The sequence below is a fragment of the Salipiger sp. genome (genome assembly GCF_059781815.1).
Genome location: NZ_JBYNAH010000186.1, coordinates 1 through 10564, shown reverse-complemented (window position 1 = coordinate 10564; position 10564 = coordinate 1). Strand labels below are relative to the sequence as shown.

Below are 10564 nucleotides of genomic sequence, written 5' to 3'. Positions count from 1 at the left end.
CCGAGGCGATGACCGGCAAGGCGGTTCTCACGCTGCTGGTGCTCGACTGCGCCCGCGAGGATCGCTGCAACGACGAGGCATGGGATCGCGTGGCCGAGGCCGCGGCGGCTGCGCGCGAGCGCGTCGGCATGCCGCTGGCGCTGCTGGCGACGCTGCCAGAGGGGCTGCCGGAGGAGCGCGCCGAGGCGCTGCTCGAGCACCGCCTGATCCCGCTTGCCGGTCTCCCGGCGGCGCTGGAGGCGCTGGCCGCCTGCGTGGCGCTTGGCGGGCCGCTTCGCCGTCCGGCGCCACTCTTCATGCCGGCGCCCGATGCCGGGATCGGCGCGAGCGCAAGCGATCACGCCGAGGCCTGTAGTGCACTCGCGGCAAAAGGGCTTCCGCTCCGGCCCGGGGCTCCGCCCTACGAGGGGCCTGAACTGCACCTGACGCTCACCGCAGAGCCGTCCTACGGCTATGTGCTGACCCTTGCGCGCCATGCGGCCGAAGTGACCGGGCTGCTGCCGCTGCGCCCCGGAGAGGCACACCGCCTGCTCGAAGAGCTGGGCTGCGGCAAAGCCGAGCTTGAGGCGGTTGTTCCGGCGCTGCTCTCGGTGCAGGATTACGTCATTGCGCAGAAGGGGGCGGTCGCCGAGCTCGAGCTGGTGTTCCAGCCCGGCCGACGGGGACCGGCCCTTGCCAGCGGGCTGAAGATCCGCGCGGCGAGCGCCTGAGACAGACACATCAAGGGGCAGAACCGATGCAGGACGAACGGGCGTTTCTCGCCGGGCTATTCGAGGCCGCGGTTGCCGCCGCCGATCCAGAGCTTGCGTTGCGTGCAGCGCTGCCGGCAAAGCCCAGGGGGCGCACCGTGGTGATCGGCCTTGGCAAGGGGGCGGCCCAGCTTGCCGCCGCCTTCGAACGGCTCTGGGGTGCGCCTGTCGAGGGCGTGGTGGTGACCCGCTACGGCTATGCCGCCCCTTGCCAGCATCTGCGCGTCATGGAAGCGGCCCACCCGGTGCCGGATGCCGCCGGGCTCGAGGCGAGCCGGGCGCTGTTCGAGGCGGTCTCGGGGCTCGGGCCCGACGATCTGGTCGTGGCGTTGGTCTGCGGCGGCGGCTCGGCGCTGCTGCCGGCCCCGCCCGAGGGGCTGACGCTGGAGGACGAGCAGGCGCTGAACCGCGCGCTTCTGGGCTCGGGCGCGCCGATCGGGGTGATGAACGCGATCCGCAAGCATGCCAGCGCGATCAAGGGCGGGCGGCTGGCCGCCGCCTGTGCGCCGGCCAAGGTGGTGAGCCTGATCGTCTCGGACGTGCCCGGCGACGACCCGGCCCAGGTGGCCTCCGGCCCGACGGTGCCGGACCGTGTCGATGCCGCCGCGGCGCTGGGGATGATCGAGGCGTGGAACATCGCGCTGCCGGAGAAGATCCTGGCGCATATCCGCAGCGCTGCCTCCGCCGCGCCGATGCCCGAGGATCCCTGTTTCCGCGGCAACGAGGTGCATGTGGTGGCCTCGGCCCGGCTGTCGCTCGAGGCGGCAGCTTGCAAGGCCGAAGACGCGGGTGTCGCTGCGGCGATCCTGTCGGATTCGGTCGAGGGCGAGGCCCGCGACGTGGGCTACGTGCACGCCGCCATCGCCCGCGAGGTCGCCACGCGCGGCCGGCCTTTTGTGCCCCCGGTGGTGCTGCTCTCGGGTGGCGAGACCACGGTGACGCTGCGCGGCGACGGCGGGCGCGGCGGGCGCAATACCGAGTTTCTGCTGGCCTTCGCCCATGCCATCGACGGGCAGGCCGGAATCCACGCGCTGGCCGCCGATACTGACGGCATCGATGGCACCGAGGACAATGCCGGGGCCTTCGCCGATGGCACGACCGCGGCGGCGCTGCGCGAGGCCGGCGAGGACGCGATGACCCGGCTGTCGCGCAACGATGCCTGGGGCGCGTTCGAGCAGACTGGGGGGCTGTTCGTGCCGGGGCCGACGGGGACCAACGTGAATGATTTCAGGGCGATCCTGGTGAAGGCAGAGGCCTGAGAGCCGGTTCGGCCAGACCGGTCGGATCGCTGCGTCTCATAGCTGCGGTGCGAGCTTGGGACTGCTGCGCCAGCGCGCTCTGCGGAGCGCGCCCGGGGCGCCTATTCCGCCGCCTGCTGCGCGGCTTCCCACTCCTGCCAGGCCTCGGGCGTGTCGAGGTCGATCAGCGCGCGGGCGCCGGGCAGGGCGAGGTCGCGCACCCGGTGGATATTCGCCGTCAACACCGCCTTCGCACCGAAGTCGCCGCTCAGCGCCTGCAGCGCCGGGAAACAATCGGCCGGGAACAACACCGGGTGGCCCGGCGTGCCGTCCTCGGCGGTGGCGCGCTGGATCGTCGGGTGCGGCACGGCGCGGAACGCCGCGATCAGCCGCGACATGTCGGCGGCGGTGATCTCGGGCATGTCGGCGGGCAGGATCATCACGCCGTCGAGCCCGCGCGGCAGCAGGCTCACGGCGCGGCGCAGCGAGGACGACATGCCAAGCTCGGCATCCGGCACCTCGACGATCTGCACCGGCAGGCCGCTCAGTGCCTCCGCGCGCGGGTGATCATGCGCCGGTAGCGCAATTACGACGTGGTCGCCGGCCTCGAGTGCAGCGAGCGCCTGACGGCGCAGCAACGGCAGGCCCCTGACATCCATCAGAAGCTTGTCGGACCCGCGCATCCGGCGGCTGGCACCGGCGGCGGGAATCAGAATAGCGATTCCTCCCATGCGGCGCTTATACCGGATGTTGCGTGTTAGCGGTGCGTTTTTTGGTGAAGATTTCATTACGCCTGGCCTAAGCGGCGTTAACCGCCGTTCAATGCGTCAGTCGGCGACATGCCGGCGAAGTTATGCCGCATTGCGCATTGCTGCGCGCAGGGCAACAAACCGCAGTTGACGCGGGTCGGTATTGCAATACAGTGCCGCGCCGGAGTCATGTAGCGAGACACAATTTAAGATGGTGTTAGCGCCCAAACCCGAGGATGAGGACGACCGCCTCGCCGAGCTGGAAAGCTACGGCGTCCTCGACAGTGCGAGCGACCCGGCCTTCGATGAGGTGGTCGACCTTCTGGCCACCATGCTCGACATGCCGGTGGCTTTGATCAGCCTCGTTGACGAAGACCGGCAGTGGTTCCGGGCGCGGCACGGGTTCGAACCGTCAGAGACGCCGCTCGAGCAGTCGATCTGTGCCCATGCCATTCTCGGTGACGACATTCTCGAGATCGAGGATACGCTGAGCGACACGCGCAGCGCCGACAATCCGCTCTGCTGCGGCACGCTGGCCGAGATGCGCTACTACGCCGGTGCGCCGCTGATCACCCGCAGCGGCCATCGCATCGGCTCGCTCTGCGTGCTCGATACAAAGCCGCGCAAGCTCACGGCGGCGCAGCGCCAGCTGCTGACGGTGATGGCGCGCCAGGTGATGCGCCAGCTCGACCTGCAGCGCGCGCTGAAGAACAAGGAAGTGCTGCGCGAGGAGATCGACCACCGGGTCAAGAACTCGCTGCAGACCGTGGCGTCGACGGTGCGGCTCTACCGGTCTCGTCTGACCAGCCCCGAGGCGCAGGAGGCGCTTGATGCCATCGCGCGGCGCGTCGATGCCATCGCCCAGCTGCATGCCGAGCTGAACCTGACCTCGAAGCTGCACCATGTGCGGCTCGACAGCTATCTCGAGCGGGTGGCGCAGCTCTTGCAGCGCAACGCGCTGACCGGCACGCGGGTCGAGATCGAGGGGGCTTCGCGGATCGAGGTCGATAGCCGGGTCGCGGCGGCGCTTGGCGTGATCGCCAACGAATTTGCCGCCAATGCCGCGAAATATGCCCAGCCCGAGAGCGGCGACGAGGTCGTCATCCGCTTCCGGCTCGAGCGCACCGGCCCCAACCGGATGCGGCTCACCTGCCGCGACAATGGCCGCATGCGCAGCGCCGAGCCGGTGGTCGACGCGCTGTCTTCGACCTCGCTGGGCGCGCGGCTGATGGAGGCGGCGGCCACCCAGATCGGCGGCACGCTGAGCGAGGGCCGGGTCGAGGGCGGGTTCGAGCTCTGCGCCGACCTGCCCATCGACATGCACCGGAGCGAGACCGACCGGGTTGGCCGGGTCAGCCGGACACCGGCGCGAGGGGCCGCACGCGCAGCCGAGTGACGCGGTTGTGCTCGCGCTCCATCACCTCGAAGCGGAAGCCGTGGAAGCTGAAGCGCTGGCCCACCGTGGGGATCATCTGCGCCTCGTGGATTACCAGCCCGGCGATGGTGTTGGCCTCGTCATCGGGCAGTGACCAGTCGGTGGCGCGGTTGAGATCGCGGATCGTCATCGCGCCGTCGAGCCAGAACCAGCCATCGTCGCCCGCCTTGACCTGATGCTCTGCATCGGGATCGTGCTCGTCGGTGATCTCGCCGACGATCTCCTCGAGGATGTCCTCGAGCGTCAGCAGCCCTTCCAGTGAGCCGTACTCGTCGACCACCAGCGCGAAGTGGGTGTGCTTGCGCAGGAAGTTGCGCATCTGATCGGCCAGCGTGGTGGTGTCGGGCACGAAATAGGGCTTCATCATCACCTCGGTGATGTTGAACTCCTCCAGCGCCTCGGCGGCGCGGTCGCCGGCATTGGCGATGGTCTCGTACATTGCCCGCATCAGGTCCTTGGCATGGGCGACGCCGATGATGTTCTCGGGGTCGTCGCGGTAGACCGGCAGGCGGGTGTAGTTGCTCTCGAGACATTGTTTGAGGATGTCGCGCGGCGCGCTCGAGGCATCGATCATCTCGATATTCGAACGATGCAGCATGATCTCTTCGACGGTGCGCTCGGCAAGGTCGAGCGCGCCGAGGATACGGTCGCGGTCTTCCTTCTCGACCACGCCCTCCGAATGGCCGAGCTGCAGTGCGCCGGCGATCTCCTCGCGCACGGCGAGGATCTGGCTGTCGGGGTCGGTCTGCACGCCGACGGCACGCAGCAGCACGCGCACGATGGCGCGGATGGCGCCGACGATGGGCGAGAACACCAGGATGATCAGCGAGATCGGCCGCGCGACGCTCGAGGCCGCGGTCTCGGGGTTGGTGATGGCGTAGGTCTTGGGCAGCACCTCGGCGAAGATCAGCACCAGCAGCGTCATCACCAGGGTCGCCAGCGCCACGCCGCTGTCGCCGAAGAGCCGGGTGAAGAGCGTGGTGGCCAGCGAGGTGGCGAGGATGTTGACGAGGTTGTTGCCGAGCAGCACCGAGCCGATCAGGCGCTCGTTGTCCTCGGTGATCTTGAGCGCGGTCTCGGCGCCTTTCGATCCCCGATCCTGCGCTGCGCGCAGCTTGCCGCGCGAGGCGGCGGTGAGCGCCGTCTCGGAGCCCGAGAAGAAGGCCGACATCATGATCAGCAGCAGGATCGCCCCCGAGGTGATCAAGAGGGCGATGTCGGTGCCGGATGCGGCGGTGGGTGCGTCCATTGGGTCGGCGTCTCTTGCTGGGTCTGTCCGGTGGTCCGGGATGTTATGGGGCGCAGGGAGGGCCGGTTCAAGGCCGGCCCGGGCGCGCTGACGGAGAGGGTGGTGCCGCGCGGGCGTTTTTCAAAACGCCTGAGCTTTCCGTGCACGGGTTTGGCGGCGGCGATGCGGACGGGGTCAGTCGCGGGCGAGCGGGTGGTGGTCGAGCACCAGCTCGCGCAGCCGCTCCTCGAGCACGTGGGTATAGATCTCGGTGGTGGCCACGTCGGCATGGCCGAGAAAGGTCTGGATCGCCCGCAGGTCGGCGCCGTTCTGCAGCAGGTGGGTCGCGAAGGCGTGGCGCAGGGTGTGCGGTGTCACCTTCTCGGGCGAAACGCCGGCGCGCACCGCCATGTCCTTGATCTGCAGGTAAAAGGCGTGGCGGGTCAGGTGCCCGGCCTTGCCGCGCGACGGAAAGAGATGCGGCGAGCCGGGCTTGCCCTTGGCGCGTCCGGCCTCGTCCTGCGCGTCGCGGGCGGCGAGCCATGCGGCCAGCGCCGCGCGCGCCGGGGGCGACAGCGGCACCATGCGCTCCTTACCGCCCTTGCCGCGGATCAGCAGCATGCGCGGGTCGCCGCGCGCCGCCGAGGCGGGCAGGGTGACGAGCTCGGTCACCCGCATGCCGGTGGCGTAGAGCAGCTGCATCAGGCAGGTGTTGCGCAGCCGGTCGTCCTCGGTGCGGCCATGCTCGGTCGCGGCCTGCAACAGCCGGTCGACCTCTTCGATCGACAGCGTCTTGGGCAGGCGCTTGCTCTTGCCTGGGCCCGAGATCTGCACCGCCGGATTGTCATGGCGCAGCCCCTCCTCGAAGGCGAAGCGGTAAAGCTGCTTGATCGACGACAGCCGCCGCGCCCGGGTCGAGACCGCGAGGCCCTGCGCCTCGCAGTGGATCAGATAGGCTTCGACATCGGTGCGCTGCGCATCGTCGAGCCCGCGCCCGCGCTCCGCCAGCCAGCCGGTGAAATCGTTGAGGTCGCGGGCATAGGCGGCGGTGGTGTTGTCCGCCGCGCCGCGCTCTGCCGCCTGCGCCTCGAGAAAGGCGCCGGTCCAGTTGGCGGCGCTCATCGCAGCGCGCCCTCGTCCTCGAGGATCAAAAGCTCGATGGCGGCGCGGCGCGCGGTGTCCTCGAGCCCGACGGCGCGCAGCGTGGCCAGCGCCTCGGTCAGGTCCTGATGGTTGCCGGCGGCGCCGCTCTCGAACAGCGCCATGCTGCGCAGGATAACCTCGCCGAGCTTGCCTTGCTGCAGCAGCCGCGCCAGCTCGGCCGGCGGGGTGGGATCGGCCCAGGCAGAGGCGACGGCGCCCTCGAAGAGGCTGTCGGGACGCTGATCCGGGGCTGCGCCGGAGGCGATCGAGGCAGCAAGGCCGAGACGACCGGTGCTCTCGCCAAGGTCGCGCGCGGCGGTCTCGTAGCCCGGCGACAGCAATGCGGCGCGCTGCGCCAGCCGCTCCGCGCGGCCGTCGAGCGCCTGCGCGCCGAGGCGTTCACCGAAGAGCTCCGAGAACGGCACCAAGAGGCCGGCGCTGCGCATCTGACCCCAGGCTGCGACCAGCGCCGGACCGATCAGGTCCGCGCGGCCCTCGGTCAGGGCCGCGTCGAGCTTTTGCACCGCCGCGACGCGATCCCACACGCCGCCCGAGGCGGCGGGCTTGCGTTCCGAGTAAAGGCCCAGCAGCCGGTTGGCCGAGAGCGCGCCATGGGCGGCCAGCCGTTCGGCGGCGAGCAGCTGCGCCCGCCAGCCGCTGGTGCCGCCAAGGTCGGCGGCGGCGAAGGCGCGGGGCAGGGGCTGTGTGGGCAGGGCCTCGCCCACCGCCTCGAACAGGCGGAACTGCAGCGGCGTCGGCTGCGCGGGGGGCGGCACCGGGTTGTCCGCGTCGACCAGTTCGGGCTCGACGAAGCGCAGCAGAAGCTCGGCATCGCGGTCGCTGATCTGGTCGAGCGCATCGGCGGTGCCAAGCACCGTCACCGCGTGATCCCAGCGCCCGTTGCGGGCATCGCAGAACACCCGCGAGGCGAGATCGTCGGAGAGCTGCGGCTCGCGCTGCAGCATCCGGCAGGGCTCATTGGGGCTGTCGGCGAGCAGCGCGAGGTCGAACCAGCGCCCGAAAAGATCTGGGCTGGTGGCGCCGCCGGCGCGCTCGATCAGCGCAAGGCCGGGATCGACCGCGCCTTCCTCGATCAGCCGGTCGAGCCGGGCCGCGAGCAGAGGCGCGCCCTCGCCAGAGCCGATCGGTGCATCGGCCTCGGCGAGCAGCAGCGTGAAGAGCAGCGCCGAGAGCGCCGGCACCGCCGGGTCGACGCTTTCGATCAACTCGGCGAGGGTCTCGACCTCGCTGTTGCGCCAGAGGCTTCGCGGCAGGCCGGTGACCGACATCGGCAACAGCCCCACTGCCTCGGCGGTGGGCTGGCCCAGCGGCGCGCTCTCGACCTCGGGGCTCTGCACCGAACTGGCCACCGGCGGCTCGTCGAGCGGCACGCCGAAGGGCTGCGGATTGCGCAACGGAGACGGGCGCAGCACCGCGGGGGCGTTGCTGTCGCTGCCGTCGAGCCAGTCGATGGCCGACATCGGGCGCTGCGGCTGGCGCGCGTCCTGCGCGATCACCGGAAGCGCGGCAACGCCCAGCCCGAGCGCGAGTGTCAGGATCCTAGTTCGCATCAAGCTCCACGGGCTCGCGAATCTCGGTCTGCGGCGGCGAGAAATCGGCGCCGAAGAACGGCCCGATATAGGCATACCCCACCAAAGCGATCCCACAGAGGATCAGGAGGATGAAAAGCCATTTGATGATACGTCCCATGCGATCGGTCGTCCTGCCTCGTGTCTTTTTCCGAACTTATACCTAGCCTTTTCGGCAAACTCACGTCATTCACGGCCTCGGGAGGTAACATTGGCGATGGATGGCCGAGATACAAGCGTGCAGGCAGTGAAGCTTCGAAAGACCGTGGTTCTCGTGGGGATGATGGGAGCCGGAAAAACCGCTGTAGGCAAGGCACTTGCGGCGGCGCTGCACGTGCCGTTCCGGGATTCCGACGCCGAAATCGAACTTGCCGCCAACATGACCATTGCCGAGATATTCTCACGCGATGGTGAGCCGTTCTTCCGTCAGAAGGAAAGCCAGGTGATCTCGCGCCTGCTCGACGGGGCGCCTTCGGTGCTCTCGACGGGCGGCGGCGCCTACATGAGCGCCGAGAACCGCAAGATGATCACCGAGCGCGGCGTCGCCGTCTGGCTCGACGCGGCGCTGCCGGTTCTGTGGAACCGGGTCAAACACAAGAACACGCGGCCGCTGCTGCGCACCCCCGATCCGCATGCCACCCTGCGCGAGATCTACCAGCAGAGGGTGCCGGTCTATGCGCTGGCGGATATCACGGTGACATCGGAGCAGGCCAAGTCGGTCGAGGCGATGGCGCAGCGGGTGATCGCGGCGCTCAAGACGCGCCCCGACGTATTGCAAGAGGACAAGACGGAATGAGCGGAACGGTGCATGTGGCGCTTGGCGAGCGGGCCTATGACGTGCGGATCGGCGAGGGGCTGCTGGCCCGGGCCGGAACGGAGATCGCGCCGCTGCTGCATCGCCCGCGCGTCGTGGTGGTGAGCGACGCGACCGTCGCCGCCGCCCATCTCGAGACCCTGCGCGCCGCGCTGGCCGCCGAGGGTATCGCCTGCGAGGCGCTGTCGCTGCCGCCCGGAGAGGCGACGAAGTGCTGGCGCGAGCTCGAGCACGTGACCGAGTGGCTGCTCTCGCAGAAGGTCGAGCGCCGCGACGTGGTGGTGGCGCTTGGCGGCGGGGTGATCGGCGATCTGGTGGGCTTTGCCGCCGCGATCCTGCGCCGTGGCGTGCGCTTCGTGCAGATCCCGACCTCGCTTCTGGCGCAGGTCGACAGCTCGGTCGGTGGCAAGACCGGGATCAACTCGCCGGTGGGCAAGAACCTGATCGGCGCCTTCCACCAGCCCTCGCTGGTGCTGGCCGATATCGGTGTGCTCGACACGCTGACGCAGCGCGATTTCCTGGCCGGCTATGGCGAGGTGGTGAAATACGGCTTGCTGGGCGATGCCGCGTTCTTCGACTGGCTCGAGAGCAATGCCGAGGCGGTCGCGGGGCGCGACCGGGCCGCGCTGACCCGCGCGGTGACGCGCTCGGTCGAGATGAAGGCCGAGATCGTGGTGCGCGACGAGACCGAGCAGGGCGACCGTGCGCTCCTCAACCTCGGCCACACCTTCTGCCACGCGCTCGAAGCGGCCACGGGCTATTCCGACCGCCTGCTGCATGGCGAGGGCGTGGCGATCGGCAGCGCGCTGGCCTTCGAGCTGTCCGCGAAGCTGGGGCTGTGTTCGCAGGAAGATCCGTCGCGGCTGCGCGCGCATCTCAGGGCGATGGGCATGAAGGTGGATCTGTCGGACATCCCCGGGGAACTGCCGGGGGCCGAGGCGCTTTACGATCTCATGGGGCAGGACAAGAAGGTGGTCGATGGCGCCATCCGCTTCATCCTTGCCCGCGGCATCGGGCAGGCCTTCGTGACCGCCGAAGCCCCGCGCGAGACCGTTCTGGGCGTGCTCGAAGAGGCGCTGGCGGGCCGATAACCGCGCGCCGCCCGACCAGGCTTTAACGTTCGTTGCTTTAACTTTCGTTTAAGCTTTTCTGCGGCTGGCGTCGCAGGACTGTGCTCAAATCGTCATGGAATCGATTCCTGACCCGCGTAGCGTCCACCTCGGGCCGCGCCGGGGGTGGCGCGGCATCTTGCTGCCCGCGTCTCTGGAGTGATCCGCCATGATGGTCATCAACCCGTTCCGCTTCGTCCTTGCCTGCTGTTTCCTGCCGGCCCGCAACGGCATGCTGGCACAACTGATCCGCGGCAAGCGGGCCTGACGCCGCCCTTAAGGCTTGCGCGCGTCAGCGCGGAGCGGTGGCGCCGGCTTTGTCCCGCGCCTTGGCGGGATCGAACACCCATCTTCGGGAAGGTCCGAGGCGCCGCGCGCGGCTGTCCCGGCTCGCGCAGGGCTGGCACGCGTGACCGCTTGAGACGAAGCTCGGGGTCGTGTTCTTGATGGCGGAGAGATGGAGCGGGTGAAGGGAATCGAACCCTCGTCTTAAGCTTGGGAAGCTCCTGC

General features: G+C 69.4%; 9 protein-coding genes and 1 pseudogene. 5 read left to right on the top strand and 5 right to left on the bottom strand.

Features of this window, described 5'->3' with window-relative positions:
* A pseudogene (locus tag AC6RA4_RS18660) lies at window positions 1-710 on the top strand (CoA-binding protein); the annotation flags it as partial.
* A gap of 26 nt (window positions 711-736) precedes the next feature.
* Complete coding sequence (locus AC6RA4_RS18655) at window positions 737-2008, top strand: glycerate kinase type-2 family protein (RefSeq protein WP_500162927.1); 1272 nt, start codon at window positions 737-739, stop codon at window positions 2006-2008.
* A 101-nt stretch (window positions 2009-2109) separates the two neighbouring features.
* On the opposite strand, the gene AC6RA4_RS18650 is transcribed toward AC6RA4_RS18655, so the two are convergent.
* A complete protein-coding gene (locus tag AC6RA4_RS18650; protein WP_500162925.1) occupies window positions 2110-2718 on the bottom strand; it encodes a nucleotidyltransferase family protein in 609 nt (202 codons plus the stop codon).
* Window positions 2719-2947: 229 nt separating this feature from the next.
* Between AC6RA4_RS18650 and AC6RA4_RS18645 the strand changes: the two genes are divergently transcribed.
* Window positions 2948-4132, top strand: coding sequence for a histidine kinase dimerization/phosphoacceptor domain -containing protein (locus tag AC6RA4_RS18645; RefSeq protein WP_500162924.1), 1185 nt, complete (start codon window positions 2948-2950; stop codon window positions 4130-4132).
* Here the strand turns inward: AC6RA4_RS18645 and AC6RA4_RS18640 are convergent.
* The 4 genes from AC6RA4_RS18640 to AC6RA4_RS18625 all read right to left on the bottom strand — a co-directional run bounded on the left by AC6RA4_RS18640 (window position 4089) and on the right by AC6RA4_RS18625 (window position 8252).
* Window positions 4089-5420, bottom strand: a complete 1332-nt coding sequence (locus tag AC6RA4_RS18640; protein WP_500162922.1) for an HlyC/CorC family transporter — start codon at window positions 5418-5420, stop codon at window positions 4089-4091. The genes AC6RA4_RS18645 and AC6RA4_RS18640 overlap by 44 nt on opposite strands.
* A gap of 174 nt (window positions 5421-5594) precedes the next feature.
* Window positions 5595-6521 (bottom strand): site-specific tyrosine recombinase XerD, encoded by a 927-nt coding sequence (locus AC6RA4_RS18635; RefSeq protein WP_500162920.1) that lies wholly within the window; start codon window positions 6519-6521, stop codon window positions 5595-5597.
* The gene (locus AC6RA4_RS18630; RefSeq protein WP_500162918.1) at window positions 6518-8113 is read right to left on the bottom strand and encodes a hypothetical protein; all 1596 of its coding nucleotides are present in this window, start codon (window positions 8111-8113) and stop codon (window positions 6518-6520) included. The genes AC6RA4_RS18635 and AC6RA4_RS18630 overlap by 4 nt, the downstream gene beginning before the upstream one ends.
* Window positions 8103-8252: a hypothetical protein gene (locus AC6RA4_RS18625; RefSeq protein ID WP_500162916.1), complete on the bottom strand. Its 150-nt coding sequence runs from the start codon at window positions 8250-8252 to the stop codon at window positions 8103-8105. Before AC6RA4_RS18625 ends, AC6RA4_RS18630 begins: the two co-directional genes overlap by 11 nt.
* A gap of 96 nt (window positions 8253-8348) precedes the next feature.
* Here AC6RA4_RS18625 and AC6RA4_RS18620 point away from each other — a divergent pair, with 96 nt between their 5' ends.
* Window positions 8349-8927 carry a shikimate kinase gene (locus AC6RA4_RS18620; protein ID WP_500162914.1) on the top strand — a complete coding sequence of 193 codons (579 nt, stop codon included), beginning with the start codon at window positions 8349-8351 and terminating at the stop codon, window positions 8925-8927.
* Window positions 8924-10036 carry a 3-dehydroquinate synthase gene (aroB, locus tag AC6RA4_RS18615; RefSeq protein ID WP_500162912.1) on the top strand — a complete coding sequence of 371 codons (1113 nt, stop codon included), beginning with the start codon at window positions 8924-8926 and terminating at the stop codon, window positions 10034-10036. The genes AC6RA4_RS18620 and aroB overlap by 4 nt, the downstream gene beginning before the upstream one ends.
* Window positions 10037-10564: the final 528 nt, after the last annotated feature.

Bases quoted from the DNA above. Each gene is read 5' to 3' on its own strand.
- AC6RA4_RS18630 (WP_500162918.1), bottom strand. From the start codon at position 8,113: ATGCGAACTAGGATCCTGACACTCGCGCTCGGGCTGGGCGTTGCCGCG.
- aroB (WP_500162912.1), top strand. From the start codon at position 8,924: ATGAGCGGAACGGTGCATGTGGCGCTTGGCGAGCGGGCCTATGACGTG.
- AC6RA4_RS18650 (WP_500162925.1), bottom strand. From the start codon at position 2,718: ATGGGAGGAATCGCTATTCTGATTCCCGCCGCCGGTGCCAGCCGCCGG.
- AC6RA4_RS18625 (WP_500162916.1), bottom strand. From the start codon at position 8,252: ATGGGACGTATCATCAAATGGCTTTTCATCCTCCTGATCCTCTGTGGG.
- AC6RA4_RS18640 (WP_500162922.1), bottom strand. From the start codon at position 5,420: ATGGACGCACCCACCGCCGCATCCGGCACCGACATCGCCCTCTTGATC.
- AC6RA4_RS18645 (WP_500162924.1), top strand. From the start codon at position 2,948: ATGGTGTTAGCGCCCAAACCCGAGGATGAGGACGACCGCCTCGCCGAG.
- AC6RA4_RS18655 (WP_500162927.1), top strand. From the start codon at position 737: ATGCAGGACGAACGGGCGTTTCTCGCCGGGCTATTCGAGGCCGCGGTT.
- AC6RA4_RS18635 (WP_500162920.1), bottom strand. From the start codon at position 6,521: ATGAGCGCCGCCAACTGGACCGGCGCCTTTCTCGAGGCGCAGGCGGCA.
- AC6RA4_RS18620 (WP_500162914.1), top strand. From the start codon at position 8,349: ATGGATGGCCGAGATACAAGCGTGCAGGCAGTGAAGCTTCGAAAGACC.